Origin of the sequence: Yinghuangia seranimata, assembly GCF_029953285.1 — a bacterium.
Classification (GTDB): domain Bacteria; phylum Actinomycetota; class Actinomycetes; order Streptomycetales; family Streptomycetaceae; genus Yinghuangia; species Yinghuangia seranimata.
This window is the reverse complement of the sequence record NZ_JASAOI010000028.1, coordinates 130,184-152,641: the sequence shown is the minus strand read 5'-3', so window position 1 is coordinate 152,641 and position 22,458 is coordinate 130,184. Positions and strand designations below refer to the sequence as shown.

Genomic DNA, 22,458 nt, shown 5'->3' with positions numbered 1-22,458 from the left:
GCTCAGGCCGCCGAGGCCGCCGCCGCGTTCTCCGCCTGCTCGGCGGCGTCCAGCTCGGCCTTCGCCTTCGCCTTGAACACGAAGCTGCCGAACGGCGGGATCGCCCAGGCGAGCGCGACGAACGTCTTCTTGCCGTCCCAGCCGAGCTTGCCGCGCAGGTCGAGCGCGAGCAGCACGTACGCGATGAACAGCACGCCGTGGATGAGGCCCAGCGGCATCATCAGGTAGTCGATGTCGGAGATCCGGCTGAGCAGCGAGCCGAAGATCAGCAGGGCCGGGAACGACAGGCCTTCGAGCGTGGCGACCAGCCGGAAGCGCGAGACGGAGTTGGACAGCATCGGGTTCACCTTCGGGGAAATACGGGCGACGGGTGGGGGTTCGAGGACCGACGGCGCTACAGGGCTCCGACAGGTCCGGTCGGTCCGATCAGGCGGCAGTCGGCGCCACGACGCGCCCGCTCTCCTGCACCGCCTGGGCGATCTTGCGCTCGGCGACGAACGACGCGAAGGGGATCGTCCCGGCGAGCATGATCAGCAGCATGCGCTCGAACTTCCACTTCATCTTCATGCTGAGGTCGAACGCCGCGACCAGGTAGATCATGTACAGCAGACCGTGGATCTGGCTGACATAGAACGTCAGGTCCGAACCCTTGTCGAAGCCGTACTTGAACACCATGCACAGGCACAGCAGGAGCAGCCACACACCGGTGACGTACGCCATGACGCGGTAACGGGTCAGGACAGCAGGCTTCACAACGGCACCTTCGTTCGCTCCACCGCGCGCAGGAACCGGCGGCGTCCGCAGCTTTCACATTCGCGCAAAGAGACTACGTCGCCCTCCCGGCGTTCTCCGAATCGCCCCCCTCGCGAGCCGGGCGGGCGCCCCTCGGCCCCGTCGGCCGGGGCGCCCGCCGGGCCGCCGCCGGGTCAGGCGAGCCGGAAGCGGACCGTCTCGACGTTCGACGCGACGCCGAGGGCCTTCAGGTCGGCGGCGTCCACCTTGCCGTCGCCGTTCGCGTCGGGGACGACGTCGGGCGCGTCGTCGAGCACACCGTTGCCGTTGAGGTCCTTGACGACGGCGACGGTCAGCACGGAGTCGGTCGCCGTGCCGAAGAACGCGCCGCCGACCAGCCAGGTGTCGGCGATCGTCGCGCCGCGCCGGCCCTGCTCGGCGATCGCGGTGACGTTGAAGAGGTTCGCCAGGTTCGTGCCGGGCCCGGAGAAGCCGGGCCGGCCGGCGGTGGTCGTCGACAGCAGGACGACGACGCCCGGCAGCTTGTCGTCGTGGCCGGTCGAGAACGTCCCCGCGGCCGGCGGCACGTTGTTGTGGCCGGCGGGGCCGGTCAGCTGCGGCCCGGTCCAACCGGCGGTGGGCAGGCCGTCGGGGTAGCGCACCTTGAGGTCGAGCACCCAGTCCTTGCCGCCGATCCCGGTACTCGCGTCGGCGCGCGGGCTGAGCACGTCGACGTGGGCGGGGCGGTGGTCGCCGGAGCCGTCGGCGAGCGCGCTGGGCGCGAGGGCCGCCGTGGCGGCGAGGGCGAGTCCGACGGCCGTCCAACGCATCGCTTTGCGGGCGTTCATGAGTATGTGTTCCCCTCTGACATCGGTCCCGCCGGGCCGCGAGACGCTCGGCGGGGGATACGCAGCGGACCCGCGTGCTGTTCAGCCGGGCCCGAAATCCGCTGCCGATCTCCTGCCGATCCCCTGCCGCCGGAAAAAGTCCGGCGCGGACTGAACGCGCGCCGAGGTCGCCCCGTACCCCCTCGGAAGGAAGGGAGGGACGCCATGCGGCTACGGCGCCGAGGCTCGGCCAAGCACGCGGAACAGCACCGCGACGACGCGGGACTGCGCCGGCTCTACGACCGGCACGGCGGCGAGCTGTTCGCGATGGCGGTGCGGTCGCTCGGCGACGCGGGGCTGGCGGAGGAGGCGGTGCAGGAGACGTTCGTCCGGGCGTGGCGCGCGGCCGACCGCTTCGACGAGCGGGTCGGCTCGACCCGCACATGGCTGTTCGCGATATGCCGCAACGTGGTCATCGACCTGGCGCGGGCGCGCAGCGTCCGGCCACCGCTCGCCGCCGTCGACACCGCGGAGCCCGACGCGCCGTTCGACGACCGCGCGTTGGAGCGGCTGATGGTCACGATGCAGGTCGAGGAGGCACTGCGCAGGCTGAGCGCCGAACACCGTACGGTGCTCGTCCAGGTCCATCTGCGCGACCGTGCTCCCGCCGACGTCGCCGCGGAACTGGCGGTGCCGGTCGGGACCGTGCGCAGCCGCGTGTTCTACGCCCTCAAGGCGCTGCGGCTGATCCTGGAGGAGATGGGGTGGGACGACGATGACCTCCACGGGTGGTAGCCGCCGCACCGGCGGGGAGCGGCCGTGCGCCGCGATGCGGCCGATGATCGGCATGGCGGCCCTGGACCGGCTGCCCGCCGCCGAGGCCGCGGCGCTCCGGGCGCACTTGGACGGCTGCCGGGCATGTACGGCCGAACTGCGCGGACTGTCGTCGACGGCGCGGCTGCTCTACGGGGCCGACCCGGAGCGGCTCGACGAGCCGTCGCCGGCGCCGCCGATCGGGCTGGCCGATTCGGTGCTCGCGCAGGTGGGGGCGGCGCGTCGCACGGCACGGCGACGCACGATCACCATCGCGACCGGGGCGGCCCTCGGGCTCGCGGCGTCGGTCGCTGCGGCGCTGCTGGTCTTCTCGTCGGTCCACGACCCCGCCGGCCGGCGGCCGGACGTCGCCTACTCCGCGGGTCCCACGCAGGCCACCGCCGAGTTGACCGACCACAGCTGGGGCACCGGGCTACGCCTCACGGTCAGCGGGCTCGGCGACGGGGAGCGCTATCTGGCGTGGCTGGAACGCGCGGACGGAACCCGCGTGCCGGCGGGGAGCTTCACCGCGCAGGGCACGCGCCAGGTGACCGTCGACCTGAGCGCGGCGATGCGCGCCGACGGTGCCGTGGCGTTGGGCCTGAGCACCGCGCCCGGCGGGCCGCCCGTCCTGTACGCCCCGGTCCGCCGCGGCTGAGCGCGGCGGCGCGGGGCGGTCAGCCGTCCTGCCGCCCGCTCTCGGGCTCCTGCTCCTGCTCCTTGAAGTCGCCCGCGTCGACGCGCAGTGGCAGCAGGACCCGGAAGATCTCGGCGAGCTGGTCGGCGTCGTAGACGCCGAGGCCGAAGTCGCGGGCCACCAGGTCCGCGGTGGCGCGTTCGACCACGTCGCGGCCCTTGTCGGTGATGGTCGCGAGGATGCCGCGGCCGTCGCGCGGGTTGGGGCGACGCGCGACCAGTTCGGCCTTCTCGAGGCGGTCGATGGTGTTGGTCACGCTCGTGGGGTGCACCATGAGGCGCTCGCCGATCTTCGACAGCGGCAGCGCGCCGGTGCGGCTGAAGGTGAGCAGGACGAGGGCCTCGTAGCGGGCGAAGGTGAGCCCGTACGGCTTGAGCACCGTGTCGGCCTCCGCCAGCAGGATCTGCTGGGCCCGCATGATCGACGTGATCGCGGCCATGGGCGGACACGGACCCCAGCGCTCCTCCCACGACTGGGCGGCACGGGCGATGGGGTCGAAGGGGAGGTTCAGCGGCTTGGGCACGGGCGCAGCGTAGTCGTCTTGGCTACCGGCAAGTACGGTGCGCCCATCTGCTGAACAAACCCGTGGTGGGGCGGCTGTCCGCGTATCGAGCGCTATTACCCCCGACAGGACCGCTGAGCGGAGCCGCCATGGGCTTCTTCACCTCCCCATGACCGCCTCTTGGTGTTCCCATGGGCGTAACTAGAGCGCACGATCACGGGCAGCCCCTACGGTGCCGCACGTGGACTGGAATCGCCGAGCCTGCGCACGCCGCGGCCATGAGACATACGCGCCCGACGAGCCGGGACTGCGCGCCAAGCTGCACACGGAGACGCCGATCGGCGTCGCGTGGCGGTGCCTGCGCTGCGGCGACTTCGTGCTGGGCGACGCCAAGGGGTCGGGCCCCGCGCAGGAGGCCCCCGAGGTGCTGCGCGGGCGCGCCCTGCGGGACGTGCTGATCCTGCGATTCCTCGCGATCGAGCGCGCCGCGCGCGGCGTGCTGATCCTGTTCGTCGCGTACGCGATCTGGAGGTTCAGCAACGCGCAGGACTCGGTGCGGCGGGTGTTCGAGGAGGACCTGACGCTCCTCAAGCCGCTGTTCAACCACTACGGCTACGACATCGACAACTCCCCGATCGTCGAGTCGATCCGCAAGACGTTCGACTACAAGCACTCGACGCTCGTGTGGGTCGCCGTAGGGCTGGTCGTCTATGCGGTCATCGAGATCGTAGAGGCGGTCGGCCTGTGGATGCTGAAGCGCTGGGCCGAGTACCTGACGGTCGTGGCGACCGGCATGTTCCTGCCGCTCGAGGTCTACGAGCTGACGGAGAAGGTCAGCTACTTCAAGATCGGCACGCTGGTCCTCAACATCATCGCTGTGCTCTACATCATCGTCGCGAAACGGTTGTTCGGACTCCGCGGCGGGCACGAGGCGTTCGAGGCGGCGCGCCGCGAGGAGTCGCTGCTCGAGATCGAGGACGCCACGCACGCGGGCCCGGTGCGTCAGCCGTGGCAGGAGCACCTGTCGAAGCAGGCCGGACCGCCGGCGGCCGAGACGGTGTGATATCCGCGCCACTCCGATACATTTATTGAATGTTCAACTGATCGAGGTACGATGGTTTCATGACCGAACCGGAGCCTCGCTGGCTGAGCGACGAAGAGCAGCGGATGTGGCGAGCCTCTATGGGCGTGCTCAATCTGCTCCCGCTGTACCTGGAGCGCGATCTCCAGCAGCTGCACGGCCTGACCGTGCACGACTACGAGATCCTCGTGCGCCTGTCCGAGGCGCCCGACCGCCGCCTGCGGCTGACCGAGCTCGCCGGGCTGAGCCACCAGTCCAAGAGCCGGCTGTCGCACCAGATGACCCGCATGGAGAACGCGGGCCTGGTCGCGCGCGAAAGCTGCGACTCGGACCGGCGCGGCCAGTGGGCCGTCCTGACCGAGCAGGGCTGGGAGCGCCTCGTCCAGGCCGCGCCCGACCACGTGGCCAGCGTGCGGCGGCACTTCGTCGACCTGCTGACCGACGAGCAGAAGCGGGTGCTCGGCGAGGCCTTCGGCACCGTCGTCGCCCACCTCAGCGGCGTCGACGGCGGCGCCACGTGCCCCAAGGTGCTCAGCCAGGGCACGGCCCAGAAGCCGGGCGGCAAGGCGCGGGTCTGACCCCGTCTCCGCACAGGTACGCCCCCGACCGCACCGCGGTCGGGGGCGTACCTGTCTTTGCGGTCAGCTCCCCGCCAGCCCCGCGATCAGCTCATCAGCGGCGGCATACGGGTCGAGCCCGCCGTCCAACACCCGCGCGGCCAGCTCATCAGCCCGACGCCCCGCCGCGACATCACCCATCCGCGCATACAGCGCCGCCAACGCGATCGCCTCGACCTCTCCGCGCACCCGGGCCTGCCGACGGGCCGCGAGCGTCCCGTTCGCGGTCATCCAGGCCCGGTGCTTTTCCAAGGCCTCGACAACGTCCTCCAGCCCCTCCCCCCGCGACGCGACCGTCTTGACGATGGGCGGCCGCCACGAATCGGGCCCGCGGGTGGGGCCGAGGGACAGCATGTGGTTGAGCTCACGCGCCGTGGTCTGGGCACCGTCCCGATCGGCCTTGTTCACGACATACACGTCACCGATCTCGAGGATCCCGGCCTTGGCCGCCTGAATCCCGTCCCCCATCCCGGGCGCCATCAGCACCACGGTCGTGTCAGCTGCCGACGCGACCTCGATCTCCGACTGCCCGACGCCCACCGTCTCGACGAGGATCACGTCGCACCCGGCCGCGTCCAACACCCGCAACGCCTGCGGCGTCGCCCACGCGAGCCCCCCGAGATGCCCCCGCGAGGCCATCGACCGGATGAACACGTCCGGATCCGTCGCGTGCTCCTGCATCCGGATCCGGTCCCCGAGCAACGCCCCACCGGAAAACGGCGACGACGGATCCACCGCCAACACGCCGACCCGCTTGCCGGCCGCCCGATACGCGGACACGAGCGCCGACGTAGACGTCGACTTCCCCACCCCCGGCGGCCCGGTCAACCCGACGACATACGCCTGCCCGGTATGCGGCGCCAACGCCGCCATGACCTCCCGCAAAACCGGCGAGGCATCCTCCACAAGCGAGATAAGCCGCGCCACCGCCCGCGCCTGCCCCTCACGAGCCTGCGCGACGAGTGAGGCGACGTCGGTACGCCGAGGCAAGGACGGCTCCTGTCAGAGAGTTCCAGGGACGGACGGATCGAGGGAGCGGTTACCCGTGCCCGGGAGACCGGAACCGGGTCCGCCGAGAGCGCGGCGAGCGCGGCACGGAACGGGGTCGAACCCGCTCGTGCCGCGCTCGTCGTCGGTTATGCGTCAGGCCTGCTGCGGGACCGTCAGGATCAGGGCGTCGCCCTGGCCGCCGCCGCCGCAGAGGGCCGCGGCGCCGGTGCCGCCGCCGCGGCGCTTGAGCTCGAGGGCGAGGTGGAGCACGACGCGGGCGCCCGACATGCCGATCGGGTGGCCGAGCGCGATGGCGCCGCCGTTGACGTTGACCTTTTCCTCGGTGACGCCCAGGTCCTTCATGGACTGGATGCCGACGGACGCGAAGGCCTCGTTGATCTCGATGAGGTCGAGGTCGTCGACGGTGAGGCCCTGCTTGCCGAGCGCGTGCTTGATGGCGTTGGAGGGCTGCGACTGGAGCGAGTTGTCGGGGCCGGCCACGTTGCCGTGGGCGCCGATCTCGGCGAGCCACTCGATGCCGAGCTCCTCGGCCTTGGCCTTGGACATGACGACGACCGCGCAGGCGCCGTCGGAGATCTGGGACGCCGAGCCGGCGGTGATCGTGCCGTCCTTGGTGAAGGCCGGGCGCAGCTTGCCCAGCGACTCCGCGGTGGTGTCGGCCCGCACGCCCTCGTCGGTCGTGAACAGGACCGGCTCGCCCTTGCGCTGCGGGATCGCGACGGGGGTGATCTCCTCGTCGAAGACGCCGTTCTTCTGCGCCTCGGCGGCCCGCTGGTGCGAGCGGGCGGAGAACACGTCCTGCTCCTCGCGGGAGATGCCGAGCTTGGCGTTGTGGTGCTCGGTCGACTCGCCCATCGGGATCTTGTCGAACGCGTCGGTGAGGCCGTCGTACGCCATGGCGTCGAGCATCTCGATCGCGCCGTACTTGAAGCCCTCGCGGGACTTCGGCAGCAGGTGCGGGGCGCCCGTCATGGACTCCATGCCGCCGGCCACCACGATGTCGAACTCGCCGGCGCGGATGAGCTGGTCGGCCAGCGCGATCGCGTCGAGGCCGGAGAGGCAGACCTTGTTGATCGTGAGGGACGGCACGTTCATGGGGATGCCGCCCTTGACCGCCGCCTGGCGGGCCGGCATCTGGCCGGCGCCGGCCTGCAGGACCTGGCCGAGCACGACGTACTGGACCTGCTCGCCGGTGATCCCGGCGCGCTCGAGCGCGGCCTTGATCACGACGCCGCCGAGGTCGGTGGCGGAGAAGCCCTTGAGCGAGCCGAGCAGGCGGCCCATGGGGGTACGCGCTCCGGCGACGATGACAGAACCGGCCATGGCAGTGGCCTCCTAGGAAGGTCAGCCCTGATGGAAGGGAGGTGTGAGGGTGTGGGCCGAACATACCCGCCGCCAGGTCATGGTCGGCAGGGGTCCCGTTGTGACGGAACGCACGACCCGTCTCGGGAGACCGGATGCGGTCTCGTCCATAGTGTCGCTCTAGTGTCGCTTCGACATTCAGGGTACCTACTCAGAGGTAACCCGAAGGACCCGGGAGGGCATCGTGCTCACGCGCATCGACCACATCGGTATCGCCTGCCGCAACCTCGACGAGACCGTGGCGTTCTACCAGGCCACGTACGGCTTCGAGGTCTTCCACACCGAGGTCAACGAGGAGCAGGGCGTCCGCGAGGCCATGCTCAAGATCAACAACACGGACGACGGCGGCGCGTCCTACCTGCAGCTGCTCGAGCCGATCCGCGAGGACTCGACGGTCGCCAAGTGGCTGGAGAAGAACGGCGAGGGCGTGCACCACATCGCCTTCGGCACCGCCGACGTGGACGGTGACGCGGAGGCCATCCGCGGCAAGGGCGTCCGCGTCCTGTACGACGAGCCGCGCCGCGGTTCGATGGGCTCGCGCATCACGTTCCTGCACCCGAAGGACTGCCACGGGGTGCTGACGGAGCTGGTCACCTCGGCCCCCGCGGACGCCGAGCACTGACACACCACGCTGCGTCGCCCCCGCCCACCCGTCGCCCACCACCACCCATTTTTCGAGGTCGCTCCGCTCCCACCCCTCTTTTTTGGAGCTGACACAGCGTCAATACGGGGGCGGGATTCCTACGGGCCCGCCCCTTGGCACACCCCGGTCGCCACAGCTACGTTACCCATGGGTAATTTCGCGGGCCAACCGACAAACCCTCAACTCCCAACGCCGACCCTGGAGGCCGACGATGAAGGAGATCCTCGACGCCATCCTCGCTGGGGACACCCCGCAGGAAGCGTACGAAGCCCTTCCCCTGCCCGAGTCCTACCGTGCCGTCACCGTCCACAAGGACGAGGAGACGATGTTCGAGGGGCTCGAGTCCCGCGACAAGGACCCGCGCCGGGCACTGCACGTCGAGGACGTCGCACTGCCCGAGCTCGGCCCGGGCGAGGCACTGATCGCGGTGATGGCCTCGGCCATCAACTACAACACCGTGTGGACCTCGATCTTCGAGCCGGTCTCCACCTTCCGCTTCCTGGAGCGGTACGGCCGGACCTCCCCGCTCACCAAGCGCCACGACCTGCCGTACCACGTGGTCGGCTCCGACCTGGCCGGCGTCGTGCTGCGGACCGGCCCCGGCGTCAACGCCTGGAAGCCGGGCGCCGAGGTCGTCGCGCACTGCCTGTCCGTCGAGCTGGAGAGCCCGGACGGCCACGGCGACACCATGCTCGACCCCGAGCAGCGCATCTGGGGCTTCGAGACCAACTTCGGCGGCCTCGCGCACATCGCCCTGGTCAAGAGCAACCAGCTCATGCCGAAGCCGGCGCACCTGACGTGGGAAGAGGCCGCCTCGCCGGGTCTCGTCAACTCCACCGCGTACCGCCAGCTGGTGTCCCGCAACGGCGCCGGCATGAAGCAGGGCGACAACGTGCTGATCTGGGGCGCCTCCGGCGGCCTCGGCTCGTACGCGACGCAGTTCGCCCTCAACGGCGGCGCCACCCCGATCTGCGTGGTCTCGTCCGAGGACAAGGCCCAGATCTGCCGCGACATGGGCGCCGACCTGGTCATCGACCGCAGGGCCGAGGACTTCAAGTTCTGGAAGGACGAGCACACCCAGGACCCGAAGGAGTGGAACCGCTTCGGCAAGCTCATCCGTGAGCTGACCGGCGGCGAGGACGTGGACATCGTCTTCGAGCACCCGGGCCGCGAGACGTTCGGCGCCTCGGTCTACGTCACCCGCAAGGGCGGCACGATCGTGACCTGCGCCTCGACCTCGGGCTTCGTGCACGAGTACGACAACCGCTACCTGTGGATGAACCTCAAGCGCATCGTCGGCTCGCACTTCGCGAACTACCGCGAGTCGTGGGAGGCGAACCGCCTGATCGCGCAGGGCAAGATCCACCCGACGCTGTCCCGCAGCTACTCGATGGACGAGGTCGGCCAGGCGGCGTACGACGTGCACCGCAACCTCCACCAGGGCAAGGTCGGCGTCCTGTGCCTGGCCCCCGAGGAGGGCCTGGGCGTGCGCAACCACGAGATGCGTGCCAAGTACATCAACGAGATCAACCGCTTCCGCAACATCTGAGCGGAGCACGGAGGACCCGGTGACACCGTGACCGGGTGCTGACTCAGAGTCAGCTGGTGCCGCGTCAGGGAATTCGTTGCCTGACGCGGCACTAAGCTTTCCCGGGATCTGACACCATTAGGGCCCTGCCGGATCCGCTGCGGATGCGGTTCGGATACGGTGACGGCACTGGTGAGGACGCGGCCAGGGGATGGAGTGGGACCCCACAGTGCGGGGCTACGACCGCTACGAGGTTGACGACGGCCTCGGCCAGATCGAAGCCGAGATGAAGCGGCTGCGAACTGAGCGCGAGGAGAGTGTCGCGCACGCGGAGGACCTCGGTTATCAGGTCGAGGTGCTTCGCGCGAAGCTGCATGACCTCAGACGGCAGCTCGCCACCCCGCAGTTCGGCAGTATCGGCGGGCAGGCCGAGCAGATGCTCCGCCAGGCCCAGCTCCAGGCCGAGCAGGTTCGCGCGGACGCCGAGCGCGAGCTCGCGGAGTCGCGCGCCCACACGCAGCGCGTCATGCAGGAGGCCGCGCAGCGCTCCGCCCAGCACGAGGCCGAGTGGCAGGCCGAGATCGCCAACCGCCGCCGACGCCTCGAAGAGGAGCTCGCGCACGCCCGCCAGGCCACCGAGGCGCGCGTCAGCGAGAACGTCGCGTGGGCCGACCAGGTCCGCCAGCAGGCCGACGAGCGCGCCCGACAGCTGGTCGAGTCCGCGCGGGCCGAGGCCGAGCGGCTGCTCGCCGACGCGTCCGCGCAGGCCCTCGCCGCCCGCGAGCAGGCCTCCGGGGCAGCGCAGGGCGCCCGCGCCGAGGCCGACACCATCTTGGCCCGCGCACAGGCCGAGGCCGACCGCATGCTCGCCGTCGCGCAGGAGCGCGCCGAGTCGGTCGGCGAACAGGTCGAACAGATCAAGTCCGGAACCCGGCACCAGGCCGAGGCGCTGGTCGTCGACGCGCGCGCCGAGGCCGACCGGATCCGCGCCGAGGCCGCCGCCGACGCGCACCGCCTCAAGGGGCAGGCTGCGGCCGAGGCCGAGCGGGTCACCGGGCAGGCCGCCGAGGTCGCCGAGGGCGCGTCCGCGGGCACCGCCAAACTGCTCGCCGAGACGCAGGCCGAGGTCGCCCGGCTGCGCGCCGAGGCCGCCGCCGAGGCCGAGCGCCACCAGGCGGAGGCCGAGCGCCTCAGGGCCGAGGCCGAGGCGCTGCTCGAGGTCGCCGGCAGCGACGCCGCCAGCCGCCTCGAAGCCGCGAGCACCGCCGCCGAGGAACTGCTGAGCAAGGCCCGCACCGCCGCGACCGAGCTGGACGAGCGGGTCCGCGGCGAGGCGGACGACCACGCCGAGCGGGTACGCGGCGAAGCCGACGAGCACGCCGCCCAGGTCCGCGCGGAGGCCGACGAGCACGCGGCCCGGGTGCGGGCCGAGGCCGACGAGCACGACGGGCGGGTGCGCGGCGAGGCGTCCGAGCACGCGGCGCAGGTCCGGGCCGAGGCCGACGAGCACGCCGTGCAGGTCCGCGCAGAGGTCGCCGAGCTGCTGGAGGCCGCCCGCGCCGAGGCTGTCGCTCTGGCCGAGCGGGCCGCCGCCGAGGCGGAGCGGCTGCGCGAGGAGACCTCCCAGGAGGTCGCGCGGCTGCGCACGGAGACCGCCGAGGACGTCGCGCGGATCCGCACCGAGGCGGACGCCGACGCCGAGCGGCTGCGCACCGAGACCGTCGCCGAGGCCGAGGCGCAGCGCGACGCCGCGCTCGCCGAGGCGGCCGAGGCGCACGAGAAGGCACTCGGCATGCACGCCGAGGTCCGCGCGGCGATAGAGGAGCAGCGCGAGGCCGCCGAGCGGATGTCCGCCGAGGCCGACGCCCGGGTGGCGGAGGCGCGCACCGAGGCGGAGGAGCTGGTCGCCACCGCGGGCGCCGTCGCCGAGGAGCTCGTCGCGAAGGCCGAGGCCGCCGCCGCGGAGCTGCGCGAGAACGCCGAACGGCAGTCCGCCGAGACGGAAGCCGCCGCCGCCGAGAACCTCGCGGCGTCCACCGCGGCAGCCGAGGAACTGGTCGCCAAGGCCACCGCGAAGGCCGAGCAGCTGGCCGCCGAAGCCGCGCAGATGCTGGCCGACGCGGAGACCGCCGCCGCCGAGCGGATGGAGACCGCCGCCGGCGCCGCCGACGAACTCCTCGCCAAGGCCCGCGCGGAGGCCGAGCGGGTGACCGCCGAGGCCCGCGCCGAAGCCGACGAACTGCGCGCCCGCGCCCAGACCGACGCCGAGGCGGTCGAGGCCCGCACCCGCGAGAGCGGCAAGCGTCTGCTCGAAGAGGCGAAGACGCACACCGACGAGGTCAAGGCGCGCGCCGAGGCCGAGGCGGAGGACATCCTCGAACGGGCGCGGGCCGAATCGGGGAAGCTGCGCGAGAAGGCGGTCGCCGACACCGCCCGGCTGCGCGATCTGACGCAGCGCCAACAGGCCGAGTCCGCCGAGCGTTTGGAGCGCGCCCGCGCCGAGGCCGAGACACTGGCCACCGAGTCCGCCGAGGCCGCCGCCCAGCTGCGCGCCGAGGCCGAGACCGCCGCCGCCGAACTCCTCGCCAAGGCCAAGGCGGACGCCGAGCGCGTCACCCAGCAGGCCGCCGAGTCGGCCGGCCGCTCGCACGCCGAGGCCGAGGAACTCCTCGCCACCGCACGGGCGGACGCCGCGAAGAGCACCGAGACCGCGGCCCGCTCCGCCGAGGAGCTCATGCGCGCGGCCGAGGCCCGCGCGACCGAGCTGCGCACCGAGGCGGAGACCGCGCGCGAAGAGGCCGCCACGGCGCTGAAGACCGCGCGTACCGACGCGGAGACGCTGCTCGCGCAGGCCCGCGAGGACGCCGCCAAGCGCACCGAGTCGGCGGCCCGCAGCGCGGAGGACCTGCTCGCCAAGACCCGCGCCGAGGCCGAGGAGATCCTCGGCGACGCGCGCGGCGAGGGCGAGGGCATCCGCAACGAGGCCCGCCGCGACGCCGCCGACCTGCGCGCCGAGACCGAGGCCGCGGCCCGCACGACGCGCGAGGACGCCGAGGCGTCCGGCGCGCGCCTGGTCGCGGACGCCGAGCGCGCCGCCGCCGAAGTCCGGGAGACCGCACGGCAGGCGCTCGAGGAGGCCCGCCTCGAGGTCGTCGAGCTGCGCGACCGCACGCAGGCCCGCGCCCGCGAACTCCTGGAAACCGCCGAGGTCAAGGGCCGCGACCTCATCGAGAACGCGCAGGGCAAGCTGCGCAAGGCGGAGGACGAGGCCGCCCGTCTCGTGCGCGAGGCCAAGGGCGAGGCGGAGACGGTGCGCCAGGCCGTCGTCGGGATAGAGGACGCGGCGCACGAGGCGATGGCACGGCTCCGCACCGAGGCCGAACGGGAGTTGGCCGCCTCGCGCGACGAGGCGCAGACCCACCTGGTCCGCGCCCGCGCCGAGGCCGACGCGACCGTGACGGCCGCGCGCAAGCACTCCGAGCGGCTCAGGTCCGACTCGGAGCGCGAGGCCGAACGGGTGCGCACCGCCGGCCGCGACGAGGCGACCACGATGCTCAAGTCCGCCGAGGCGGAGTCGACGTCGATGCGCGAGAAGGCCAAGGCGACCCTCGACAAGGCGGTCGACGAGGCCGAGGAGACGCTGGTCAAGACGAAGGGCCACGTCACCGAACTGGTCGCGCAGGCCGAGCGGAAGGCCGAGCACCAGCTCAAGACGGCGTCGGAGACGGCCGCGAAGACCATCGCGGACGCCGAGGCGGAGGACGCGCGGCTGCGCGCCGAGGCCGCCGCGGTGATAGAGAAGGCCCGCGCCGACAGCGACAAGATGATCGCCGAGACCCGGCGCGACACTTCGGCGACGCGCGAACGCGCCGACAAGGAGGCCGAGGACACCGTCGAGGCGGCGCGCAAGCAGGCCGCCGAGAGCCTCCAGTCCGCGGGCAAGCGGGTGGACGCGCTGGTGGAGGCCGCGGAGGAGAGCCGCACGAAGGCGGTCGCCGAGGGCGAGAAGCTGAAGGCCGAGGCGGCCGACGAAGCCGACCGGATCCGTGACAAGGCGAGCTCCGAGGCCGATAGGGTACGTATCGCCGCGGTGAAGAAGGCCGAGGCGCTGCTTTCCGAAGCGGAGCAGCGGCTCGCGGACGCTCAGAAGGGCGCCGACGACCTGCGCGCGAAGGTGGCCGAACAGATCGCCGCCGCACAGCGCGAGGCCCAGGCCGTCCGCCGGAAGACCGCGACGGACGCGGACAGGATCCTGGACGACGCGCGGAGGGAGGCGGACCGGCTTCGCGGCGAGGCGCGCCGGGAGGCCGAGCGGTCACGGGCCGAGGGTCAGCGCAAGTTGGACGAACTCAACCGCCGCCGCAAGGACATCGCCACCGAAATGGCGCGTGTGCAGGGCGTTTTGGACGCCTTGGCGGCACCGGCGGGTTCGTCGTCCGGAAAGGGCGGCGGCTCGGCGCCCCGCGCCCGCGGGGAAGCGCCTACGGCATCACCCGATTGACCACGCGATATCGACCACCCGATTGAGGGATGAATAGCGGTTGTTCTCCCCGGCCCGGGTCGATGAGCCGTCTGTTTCGTGCCAGGATTCCACCCGTCACCTCATCCACAGCACCGGTCATACGACAGGAACCCCATGAGCGACACAAACTCTCCGCACGGCTTCGATCTCGTCCGCCGAGGGTACGAGCGTTCGCAGGTCGACGATCGCATCACGAAGCTCGTCTCTGACCGGGACAGCGCGTTGGCCCGCATCTCCGCCTTGGAGAAGCGCATCGAGGAACTGCACCTCGAGAGCCAGAACGTGCAGGCCCAGCTCGCCGACGCCGAGCCGTCCTATGCGGGCCTGGGCGCCCGCGTCGAGAAGATCCTGCGCCTTGCCGAGGAAGAGGCCAAGGACCTGCGCGAGGAGGCCCGCCGCGCGGCGGACCAGCACCGCGAACTGGCCGAGGCGGCCGCGCAGCAGGTGCGTGCCGAGGCCGAGCAGTACAGCAAGGAGCGCAAGGCCAAGGCCGAGGACGAGGGCAGCCGGATCCTCGACAAGGCGAAGACCGACGCGAACCAGCTGCGCGCGGACGCGTCGAAGGACGCCGCGACCAAGCGCGAGGAGGCGGACGCCCTCTTCGAGGAGACGCGCGCCAAGGCCGCCCAGGCCGCCGCGGACTTCGAGACCAACCTGGCGAAGCGCCGCGAGCAGTCCGAGCGTGACCTGGCGGCCCGTCAGGCCAAGGCCGAGAAGCGCCTGTCCGAGGTCGAGCACCGCGCCGAGCAGCTGCGCCTCGAGGCCGAGAAGCTGCGCACCGACGCGGAGCGCCGGTCGCGTCAGACGATCGAGACCGCGCAGCGCCAGGCGGACGACATCGTCGCGGACGCGCGTGCCAAGGCGGACCGCATCCGTAGCGAGTCCGAGCGTGAGCTCGCCGCGCTGACGCACCGCCGCGACAGCATCAACGCGCAGCTCACCAACGTGCGCGAGATGCTGGCGACGCTCACCGGTGCGGCCGTCGCCGCCGCCGGCGCGGGCATCGACGACGACGACAAGCTGCCGGGTGTTCCGGCGCAGCAGGCTCGCTGAGCGTCCGTTCGACCCGTTCGACCGGCTCGACCGGACTGACTCGGGGGTAGTTCGTACGATTCGACGCCCAAACGCCGTGAGCACAGACACCGCCCCGGACACCGCCGACAGCACCGCGGCCCCGAAGCCGGACGCCGCGCAGGCGTCGGCCGCGGACGGAACGACCGTGCCCGCGCCGCGGTTCGGCATGCCGGGTCGGCCGCTGCGCCGCTCGTCGCCGTTCTACGTCGGCTTCGTGGGCGGACTCGGCGTCATCACGGCGTGGTTCCTCGCCCAGGCGTTCGCGGGGATCAAGGACGTCATCGTCCTGATCCTCATCTCGTTCTTCCTCGCCGCCGGCCTGAATCCGTTCGTGGAACGGCTCCAGCGCCTCGGAATGGCGCGGCGCTGGGCGGTGGCGTTCGTCGGCATCGGATTCCTTCTGGCGATCGCGGCGTTCATCACCGCGATCGCACAACCGCTCGCCGACCAGACCACGTCGCTGATCAACAGCATTCCCGACAAGCTGACGGAGCTGCTGCACAACGAGCAGTTCAAACGGCTCGACGAGAAGTACCACATCATCGACAAGGCGAAAGAGGCGGCGGCGAACGCCAATACCGCCGAAAGCGTCGCGGGCGGCCTGCTCGGATTCGGCAAGATGGTGCTGAACTCGGTGTTCGACACGCTCACCGTGCTGTGCCTGACGCTGTACTTCCTCGGCTCGCTGCCCGGCATCAAGGACTTCATCTACCGGCTGTTCCCCGCCTCGCGGCGGCCGCGGGTGCGCGCGCTGGGCGACGAGATCATCGGCGGCATCGGCGGTTATGTGAACGGCATGCTGATCGTCGCGACCTGCGCGGGCCTGTCGTCGTTCGTGTTCCTCGAGGTCATCGACGTGCAGTTCGCGCTGCCGCTGGCGCTCATCGTGGCGCTCACCGACCTGATCCCGATGATCGGCGCGACCATCGGCGCGGCGGTCGTGTCCGCGGTGGCGTTCTTCGACTCGCCGACGAAGGCGCTGGTGTGCGTCGTCTTCTACGTCGCGTACCAGCAGTTCGAGAACTACCTGATCTACCCGAAGGTCATGAAGCGCGCCGTCGACGTCCCGCCCGCGCTGACCATCATCGCGGCGCTGGTCGGCGCCGCGCTGCTGGGCGTCACGGGCGCGCTGCTGTCGATCCCGATCGCCGCCGCGGTGCTGCTGATCGTCCGTGAGGTCGTCGCGCCGCGTCAGGACGAGGCATGACCCTCAGGGTCGTCCCCTAGTCCTCAGGTCGTAGGCGAGGGACCTCCCTCTACTTGCGGCGGACGCCGAAACGCTCCTCCGGACACACGAGACGATCATCTGCGTTCTCTAGGGTTGTGAGCGACGCGCCCGACCCGGCGCCCCCACCCGACCCCGGACGGACGATTGAGGACGCGATGATCGAAGCCCAAGGCCTGACCAAGCGATACGGGAAGAAGCTGGCCGTCGACCAGCTGTCCTTCCAGGTCCGACCGGGCACGGTGACCGGCTTCCTCGGCCCGAACGGCGCCGGCAAGTCGACGACCATGCGCATGGTCCTCGGGCTGGACGCCCCGACCTCCGGCCACGTGCTGGTCAACGGGCGGCCGTACGTCCACTCCACGGCCCCGCTGCGCGAGGTCGGCGCCCTGCTGGACGCCAAGGCCGTACACGGCGGGCGCAGCGCGTACAACCACCTGCTGTGCCTGGCGCAGAGCAACGGAATCCCGCGCCGCCGCGTCGACGAGGTGCTCGGCCTGGTCGGCATCACGGCGGTGGCGAAGAAGCGCACCAAGGGCTTCTCGCTGGGCATGGGGCAGCGGCTCGGCATCGCGTCCGCGCTGCTCGGCGACCCCGGCATCCTGATGTTCGACGAGCCGGTCAACGGCCTGGACCCGGAGGGCATCCTCTGGATCCGCAACCTGATGAAAGCACTCGCCGCCGAGGGCCGCACGGTGTTCGTGTCCAGCCACCTCATGAGCGAGATGGAGGTGACCGCCGACCACCTGATCGTCATCGGCCAGGGCCGGTTGATCGCGGACACCTCGATGCGCGAGTTCATCGAGCAGAACTCCACGGCGTACACGCTGGTGCGCTCGCCGCAGGCCGACAAGCTCGGCGAACTGCTGCGCGCCAAGGGCGGCACGGTGACGGCCGACGCCGCGAACGGCGGCGCGCTGCGCGTCTCCGGGCCCGAGCCGGCCGCGATCGGCGACATGGCGGCGGAGCACGGGATCGCGCTGCACGAGCTGTCGCCGCGCTTCGCGTCGCTCGAAGAGGCGTACATGCGGCTGACGCAGAGCAGCGTCGAGTACCGCGCGGGCGGGCTCGGGGCACTGCCGGGCGGTCAGGGCGGTCCCGGCGGTCCGGGGGCTCCCGGTGCGCCGTGGGGCGCCCCGCAGCCCGGCTGGGGGGCTCCGCAGGGGGCTCCGCCGCAGGGTTGGGGTCCGCCGCCGCAGGGCGCGCCGCAGCCCGGCTGGGCGCCCGCGGCGCCCGGTCACCCGTACCAGCAGCAGGCCCCCGTGGCGGGCGGCCCGGTCAACGGAAGCGAGGCCTGACGATGGGCTCCCCCAATCCCGCGGCGCAGGCCGCGTACCCGCAGCCGGGCATGCCGGGCGCGCCAGGCGGCCAGCAGGCCCCGCAGGCACCGCAGTACGCCCCCGTCCCGCCGCAGCAGCCGCACGCGCAGCAGGTGGCGGGCGGCGGCGCCGGCTTCGGGCACATGGTGCAGTCCGAGTGGACGAAGATCCGCACGGTGCGCTCGACGATGTGGTCGCTGATCATCATGGCGGTGCTGATCGTCGGCATGGCGATGCTGCTCGGCGCCACGCTGTCCCACAAGCCCGACAAGCCGGATCCCAGCGTGTCGACGTCCCTGATCGGCGTGATGATCGCGCAGATCGCCGCGGCGACGCTGGGCGTTCTGACGATCTCGGCGGAGTACACGACCGGGATGATCCGCTCGACGCTCACCGCGCACCCGCGGCGGCTGAGCATGCTGGCCGCGAAGGCGCTGGTGTTCGGCGCGGTGATGTTCGTCGTCGGCCTGGTGACGTGCTACCTGGCCTACCTGATCGGCGACTCGATGCTGTCGCGCGACGTGGTGCGGGACTCGTCGAGTTCCGACGTGCTGCGCGGCGTCCTGGGCTCGGCGACGTACCTGGCGCTGATCGGCCTGTTCTCGCTGGGCGTCGGCACGATCCTGCGGCACTCGGCGGGCGCCATCACGACGGTGCTCGGCATCATGCTGCTGCCGATGATCTTCGGCGGGTTCATCCCCGGCAAGGCCGGCGAGTGGATCATCGAGTACTCGCCGATGATGTTGCTGATCAAGATGATCGCGCCGATCGGTGACGGCGAGGGCAGCATGGGGCCATGGCCCGGGATGGTGCTGATGGCCTGCTACGCGGCGGGCGCACTCGCCGTCGGCGCGTCGCTGCTGAAGTCCCGCGACGTGTGAGCCCCGAGGCGGCCCGCCTCACGAACCACGCGGCCCCGTCCGGCAGTTTGCCGGGCGGGGCCGCGGCGTGTCTGCTTGGTGGGTATTTGGGGCGCTCTGGGACGCACCGCGAAAGCGGAACATACGCGTCCGTATAGCCGGAAGTCCCAAAGGAGTTGTTGGAACCAGGACCATCCGCCTTGATGGTGTGAGGATAGGATCCCTAGCCATGTTTCGGGAGGGGACGCGGATGGTCGGGGGACATCAGGGCGGCAGAGGCGACGGGACGGTGAGACGGCATGTCGGACACCTCCGTTGAGCCGGCGATCGCGCCCACGCCCGCCGGACCGGTCGGCCTCGGGCGGCACCTGACACCCGTCAGCGGCCCGGCGGTGGCGACCGCGACCGCCGCGGGCGTCCTCGGCCTGACCGCGGCCGTCATATCGATCCTCACCCTGCACTCCGACGGGTCGAACCTGCACGCCGGCATCGTGGCGCTGTTCTACGTGCCGTCGGGGATCATCGGCGTCGTCTCCGCCTGGCTGCAACGCCGGTTCGTCGGCGACCACATGCGCGCCCTCGACGCGGAGATCACCCGGCGCGACGAGGCCGCCCTGCGCCTCACCGACGACCGCGACCGGCTCAACGCCGAGATCGCCGAGCTCAACCGGCGCCAGCAACTGCTGCTCGCCGAGGACGACCTGCTGCGCGAACGCATGCAGGAGTCGTTCGTGAACCTCTCCATGCGGTCCCTCACCCTCGTGGAACGCCAGCTCGACCTCATCGAGAAGCTGGAGCACACCGAGGAGAACGCGCAGCGGCTCGACGACCTGTTCCGGCTCGACCACCTCGCCACCCGCATGCGGCGCAACAGCGAGAACGTCCTCGTCCTCGCGGACGCCGACGCCCGCGCCGGACACCGGCCGCCGGGCACGCTGCTCGACGTGGTGCGGGCGGCGGTCTCGGAGATCGAGTACTACGAGCGCATCGACGTCGGCCACATTCCGCGCGCCGAACTCGCCGGGCACACCGCTGACGACATCAGCCACCTGCTCGCCGAGCTCCTGGAGAACGCCGCGGCGTACTCGCCGCCGAGCACCCGCGTGACGGTCGCCGGACGCACGCTGGAGAACCGCGGGATCCTGCTGACCGTCGAGGACGAGGGCTTCGGCGTCGCCCCCGACCGGCTCCCCGAACTGAACGCCCAGCTCCAGGGCGGCCGCGCCGAGGCGGGCAGCTCCGACCTGGCCGGCCTCGGCGTGTTCGTGGTCGGCGCCCTGGCCGTCCGGCACGGCGTGCGTGTCCAGCTCCGCCCCCGCCAGGACGGCGGCCTCGCCGCGATCGTGATGCTGCCCCCGGGCCTGCTCCACGGCCCCGGCCCGACCCCGGCCGAGATCAGCCGCGAACGCGACCTGGACCGCGTCCAGTCCGCGCCGCCGCCGACGCGCGTGGTCCCGCCGCGCGAGGCGCGGATCCGGTCCCTGGCCATGCCGACGGCGACGCCGACGCCGACGCCGACGGGCGAGCGAATACCGGACCCCGCGGACCGCCCCGCGGCCGCGTCCACCACGCCCGCCGCCCCGGCCGCGGTGAGCTCCGGCTCCACCGCACCGGTGACCCTGCCGTCGGGCCTGCCCAAGCGTCAGGTCGCGACGCCCACGCCGCCGACGGTCGAGGAGCCGGACGACGCGGCCGCGCGGAGCGAAAGCACCGCGGGCGAAAGCACCGCGGGCGAAAGCACCAAGGAGTCCGCGCCGCGGCCCGGAAGCGGAATCGCCGAGTCGGACGACTCCGGATCCCTCCTCGGCGTCACCGAAAAGGGTCTGCCCAAGCGCATCCCGCGCACCCGGCCCGACGACGAACCGGCACCGCCCTCCGCGACGCCGCCGCACGGTACGGCCGTTCCCGACCCCGTCCGCGACAGCGGTCCTATCGCCGCCGAGGAACTGCGGCGTAGGCTCAGCGGATTCCAGATGGGCACCGTCGCGGCGCGGCAGGACGCGGCGGAGGGGGCGGAGCCGGACCGGCTCGGCCCGACCGCGGCTGCCGTCGCGTCGCCGGAACCCTCCGACCGGTCCGAGGCCGGTCAGCCAGTCCCTCCCGTTCCTTCCGCAGGCAGTACTCCATCCGCCACACCGGCACCCGGAGGTGAGAACCGGTGAACGCACAGGACACCGCCATCGGACACGTGAAGTGGCTGGTGGACGGGCTCGCCCAGGACGTCCCCGGCATACGCCAGGTCGTCCTCGTATCGTCCGACGGCCTGCTGCTCGCCGCCGCGGGCGACGGCGGCTCGGACGGCGCGGCCTCGCCCGGCGGCGAGCGGCTCGGCGCGATCGTGTCGGGCCTGGTGAGTCTCGCGCAGGGCGCCGCACGCGTCATGGATCTCGGCGAAGTACGCCAGGAGATCGTCACCATGGCGGAGGGGCACGTCGTCGCGATGTCCATCAGCGACGGTTCGTGCCTCGGCGTCCACGCTTCCGGTACCAGTGATCTGGCCGTCATCGCCTATCAGATGACAGCATTCGTGCGTAGGGCGGGACACGTCCTCACCCCGGCGCTGCGCGCCGAGCTGCACAAGAGCCACGAGCCTGGCAACGAAGCAGGGAGGTAGCCGCAATGGTCGCTGACGACGGGGGACGGGGCAGCGCGAGCCGCTCCGCGCGTGTGCGTCCGTACGCTCTCACTCAGGGGCGGACCGCCCCGGGTCACATCCTGTTCGTCGAGACCCTTGTGACCACGCTGGACTGCGAGCAGGGCGAGGAGTCCGCGCTCGACGCGGGCCGCCGGGACATGCCGGAGGTGCGCGCGATCATCGTGCTGTGCCGCGGGGTGCGCTCGGTCGCGGAGGTGTCCGCGCTCCTGAACCTGCCGCTGGGCGTGGTCCGTGTACTCATCAGCGACCTGGCCGCACAAGGCCGGATCAGCGTCTACCAGACGGCCGGAGACACCGGCCGCCCCGACCGTGCCCTGCTCGAAAGGCTCTTGGGTGGACTACGCAGGCTCTGAGCCCGGCGTCGCCGGGCTCCACGTACCGCCGTTGGCAGTGCCGAACCAACGGCGGTCCGACGGAACTCCGCCCATCACGTCGACGAAGATCGTGGTGTCGGGCGGCTTCGGTGTCGGGAAGACGACGCTGGTGGCGTCGGTCTCCGAGATCGAGCCGCTGACCACCGAGTCGGTCATGACGGTGATGAGCGAGTCCACCGACCGGCTCGACGGTCTGCCGGACAAGACGACGACGACCGTCGCCATGGACTTCGGCCGAGTGACCCTCGAATCGGACCTGGTGCTGTACCTGTTCGGCACGCCGGGCCAGGGGCGCTTCCAGTTCATGTGGGACGACCTGGTGCGCGGCGCGGTCGGCGCGATCGTGATGGTCGACACGCGGCGCGTCGAGGAGTGCTTCCCGGCGATCGACTACTTCGAGCGCAGCGGCCTGCCGTTCGTCGTGGCGATCAACATGTTCGACGGTTCACCGATGTACGAGGAGTCGGACCTGCGCGACGCGCTGTCGCTGCGCCCCGAGACCCCGCTGATCGAGTGCGACGCGCGGAACCGGCGCAGCTCGGCGGAGGCCCTGGCGCAGGTGGTCGTGCACGCGCTGCGGATGGTGGGCGCGCGCTAGCCGCGCCGTCCCGTCGG

Annotated in this window: 21 protein-coding genes; 15 read left to right on the top strand and 6 right to left on the bottom strand. The window is 71.7% G+C overall.

The features are described from left to right. Positions 1 to 2: 2 nt before the first annotated feature. The 3 genes from QI554_RS19060 to QI554_RS19050 all read right to left on the bottom strand — a co-directional run bounded on the left by QI554_RS19060 (position 3) and on the right by QI554_RS19050 (position 1,580). Positions 3 to 338 carry a DUF3817 domain-containing protein gene (locus QI554_RS19060; protein WP_281471275.1) on the bottom strand — a complete coding sequence of 112 codons (336 nt, stop codon included), beginning with the start codon at positions 336 to 338 and terminating at the stop codon, positions 3 to 5. An 88-nt stretch (positions 339 to 426) separates the two neighbouring features. Further along, the gene (locus tag QI554_RS19055; protein WP_281471274.1) at positions 427 to 753 is read right to left on the bottom strand and encodes a DUF3817 domain-containing protein; all 327 of its coding nucleotides are present in this window, start codon (positions 751 to 753) and stop codon (positions 427 to 429) included. 173 nt (positions 754 to 926) lie between these two features. Continuing rightward, positions 927 to 1,580 (bottom strand): hypothetical protein, encoded by a 654-nt coding sequence (locus QI554_RS19050; protein WP_281471273.1) that lies wholly within the window; start codon positions 1,578 to 1,580, stop codon positions 927 to 929. 204 nt (positions 1,581 to 1,784) lie between these two features. Here QI554_RS19050 and QI554_RS19045 point away from each other — a divergent pair, with 204 nt between their 5' ends. Then, positions 1,785 to 2,354: a sigma-70 family RNA polymerase sigma factor gene (locus tag QI554_RS19045; protein ID WP_281471272.1), complete on the top strand. Its 570-nt coding sequence runs from the start codon at positions 1,785 to 1,787 to the stop codon at positions 2,352 to 2,354. Next, positions 2,335 to 3,030, top strand: a complete 696-nt coding sequence (locus QI554_RS19040) for a zf-HC2 domain-containing protein (protein ID WP_281471270.1) — start codon at positions 2,335 to 2,337, stop codon at positions 3,028 to 3,030. Before QI554_RS19045 ends, QI554_RS19040 begins: the two co-directional genes overlap by 20 nt. Positions 3,031 to 3,049: 19 nt before the next feature. Here the strand turns inward: QI554_RS19040 and QI554_RS19035 are convergent, their stop codons facing one another. Next, entirely contained in the window at positions 3,050 to 3,592 is a 543-nt protein-coding gene (locus QI554_RS19035) for a MarR family winged helix-turn-helix transcriptional regulator (RefSeq protein ID WP_281471267.1), read from the bottom strand. Between the two features lie 220 nt (positions 3,593 to 3,812). Here QI554_RS19035 and QI554_RS19030 point away from each other — a divergent pair, with 220 nt between their 5' ends. Next, a complete protein-coding gene (locus QI554_RS19030; RefSeq protein ID WP_281471266.1) occupies positions 3,813 to 4,634 on the top strand; it encodes a DUF2127 domain-containing protein in 822 nt (273 codons plus the stop codon). 59 nt (positions 4,635 to 4,693) lie between these two features. Beyond that, positions 4,694 to 5,230 (top strand): MarR family winged helix-turn-helix transcriptional regulator, encoded by a 537-nt coding sequence (locus QI554_RS19025; protein WP_281471265.1) that lies wholly within the window; start codon positions 4,694 to 4,696, stop codon positions 5,228 to 5,230. Between the two features lie 63 nt (positions 5,231 to 5,293). Here QI554_RS19025 and meaB read toward each other — a convergent pair whose 3' ends face one another. Further along, the gene (gene meaB, locus QI554_RS19020; RefSeq protein WP_281471264.1) at positions 5,294 to 6,259 is read right to left on the bottom strand and encodes a methylmalonyl Co-A mutase-associated GTPase MeaB; all 966 of its coding nucleotides are present in this window, start codon (positions 6,257 to 6,259) and stop codon (positions 5,294 to 5,296) included. Between the two features lie 153 nt (positions 6,260 to 6,412). Continuing rightward, positions 6,413 to 7,603 (bottom strand): acetyl-CoA C-acetyltransferase, encoded by a 1,191-nt coding sequence (locus QI554_RS19015; RefSeq protein WP_281471263.1) that lies wholly within the window; start codon positions 7,601 to 7,603, stop codon positions 6,413 to 6,415. Positions 7,604 to 7,826: 223 nt separating this feature from the next. On the opposite strand from QI554_RS19015, the gene mce reads away from it, so the two are divergent. The 11 genes from mce (at position 7,827) to QI554_RS18960 (ending at position 22,441) form a co-directional block, all read left to right on the top strand. Next, on the top strand, positions 7,827 to 8,264 hold the full coding sequence (gene mce / locus QI554_RS19010; RefSeq protein ID WP_281471261.1) for a methylmalonyl-CoA epimerase: 438 nt from the start codon (positions 7,827 to 7,829) through the stop codon (positions 8,262 to 8,264). Between the two features lie 232 nt (positions 8,265 to 8,496). Then, positions 8,497 to 9,834, top strand: a complete 1,338-nt coding sequence (gene ccrA / locus QI554_RS19005; RefSeq protein ID WP_281471260.1) for a crotonyl-CoA carboxylase/reductase — start codon at positions 8,497 to 8,499, stop codon at positions 9,832 to 9,834. A gap of 190 nt (positions 9,835 to 10,024) precedes the next feature. Continuing rightward, positions 10,025 to 14,314: a hypothetical protein gene (locus tag QI554_RS19000; protein WP_281471259.1), complete on the top strand. Its 4,290-nt coding sequence runs from the start codon at positions 10,025 to 10,027 to the stop codon at positions 14,312 to 14,314. A 135-nt stretch (positions 14,315 to 14,449) separates the two neighbouring features. After that, a complete protein-coding gene (locus tag QI554_RS18995; RefSeq protein WP_281471258.1) occupies positions 14,450 to 15,388 on the top strand; it encodes a coiled-coil domain-containing protein in 939 nt (312 codons plus the stop codon). 76 nt (positions 15,389 to 15,464) lie between these two features. Next, positions 15,465 to 16,616 (top strand): AI-2E family transporter, encoded by a 1,152-nt coding sequence (locus QI554_RS18990; protein WP_281471256.1) that lies wholly within the window; start codon positions 15,465 to 15,467, stop codon positions 16,614 to 16,616. A gap of 176 nt (positions 16,617 to 16,792) precedes the next feature. Further along, the gene (locus tag QI554_RS18985; protein ID WP_281471254.1) at positions 16,793 to 17,932 is read left to right on the top strand and encodes an ABC transporter ATP-binding protein; all 1,140 of its coding nucleotides are present in this window, start codon (positions 16,793 to 16,795) and stop codon (positions 17,930 to 17,932) included. A gap of 2 nt (positions 17,933 to 17,934) precedes the next feature. Further along, complete coding sequence (locus tag QI554_RS18980) at positions 17,935 to 18,834, top strand: ABC transporter permease (RefSeq protein WP_281471253.1); 900 nt, start codon at positions 17,935 to 17,937, stop codon at positions 18,832 to 18,834. 278 nt (positions 18,835 to 19,112) lie between these two features. Continuing rightward, complete coding sequence (locus QI554_RS18975; RefSeq protein ID WP_281471252.1) at positions 19,113 to 20,975, top strand: ATP-binding protein; 1,863 nt, start codon at positions 19,113 to 19,115, stop codon at positions 20,973 to 20,975. Further along, complete coding sequence (locus tag QI554_RS18970) at positions 20,972 to 21,427, top strand: roadblock/LC7 domain-containing protein (RefSeq protein ID WP_281471251.1); 456 nt, start codon at positions 20,972 to 20,974, stop codon at positions 21,425 to 21,427. Before QI554_RS18975 ends, QI554_RS18970 begins: the two co-directional genes overlap by 4 nt. Before the next feature lie 5 nt (positions 21,428 to 21,432). Continuing rightward, positions 21,433 to 21,822 (top strand): DUF742 domain-containing protein, encoded by a 390-nt coding sequence (locus tag QI554_RS18965; RefSeq protein ID WP_281471250.1) that lies wholly within the window; start codon positions 21,433 to 21,435, stop codon positions 21,820 to 21,822. Then, the gene (locus QI554_RS18960; RefSeq protein WP_425528011.1) at positions 21,803 to 22,441 is read left to right on the top strand and encodes a GTP-binding protein; all 639 of its coding nucleotides are present in this window, start codon (positions 21,803 to 21,805) and stop codon (positions 22,439 to 22,441) included. The genes QI554_RS18965 and QI554_RS18960 overlap by 20 nt, the downstream gene beginning before the upstream one ends. Positions 22,442 to 22,458: the final 17 nt, after the last annotated feature.

Excerpts from the sequence above, each read along its gene's own strand:
- QI554_RS19045 (WP_281471272.1), top strand. The coding sequence starts at position 1,785 with ATGCGGCTACGGCGCCGAGGCTCGGCCAAGCACGCGGAACAGCACCGC.
- QI554_RS19000 (WP_281471259.1), top strand. The coding sequence starts at position 10,025 with ATGGAGTGGGACCCCACAGTGCGGGGCTACGACCGCTACGAGGTTGAC.
- QI554_RS19060 (WP_281471275.1), bottom strand. The coding sequence starts at position 338 with ATGCTGTCCAACTCCGTCTCGCGCTTCCGGCTGGTCGCCACGCTCGAA.
- QI554_RS18965 (WP_281471250.1), top strand. The coding sequence starts at position 21,433 with ATGGTCGCTGACGACGGGGGACGGGGCAGCGCGAGCCGCTCCGCGCGT.
- QI554_RS18980 (WP_281471253.1), top strand. The coding sequence starts at position 17,935 with ATGGGCTCCCCCAATCCCGCGGCGCAGGCCGCGTACCCGCAGCCGGGC.
- QI554_RS19050 (WP_281471273.1), bottom strand. The coding sequence starts at position 1,580 with ATGAACGCCCGCAAAGCGATGCGTTGGACGGCCGTCGGACTCGCCCTC.
- ccrA (WP_281471260.1), top strand. The coding sequence starts at position 8,497 with ATGAAGGAGATCCTCGACGCCATCCTCGCTGGGGACACCCCGCAGGAA.
- QI554_RS19025 (WP_281471265.1), top strand. The coding sequence starts at position 4,694 with ATGACCGAACCGGAGCCTCGCTGGCTGAGCGACGAAGAGCAGCGGATG.
- QI554_RS18995 (WP_281471258.1), top strand. The coding sequence starts at position 14,450 with ATGAGCGACACAAACTCTCCGCACGGCTTCGATCTCGTCCGCCGAGGG.
- QI554_RS19015 (WP_281471263.1), bottom strand. The coding sequence starts at position 7,603 with ATGGCCGGTTCTGTCATCGTCGCCGGAGCGCGTACCCCCATGGGCCGC.
- QI554_RS18985 (WP_281471254.1), top strand. The coding sequence starts at position 16,793 with ATGATCGAAGCCCAAGGCCTGACCAAGCGATACGGGAAGAAGCTGGCC.
- QI554_RS18975 (WP_281471252.1), top strand. The coding sequence starts at position 19,113 with ATGTCGGACACCTCCGTTGAGCCGGCGATCGCGCCCACGCCCGCCGGA.
- QI554_RS19040 (WP_281471270.1), top strand. The coding sequence starts at position 2,335 with ATGACCTCCACGGGTGGTAGCCGCCGCACCGGCGGGGAGCGGCCGTGC.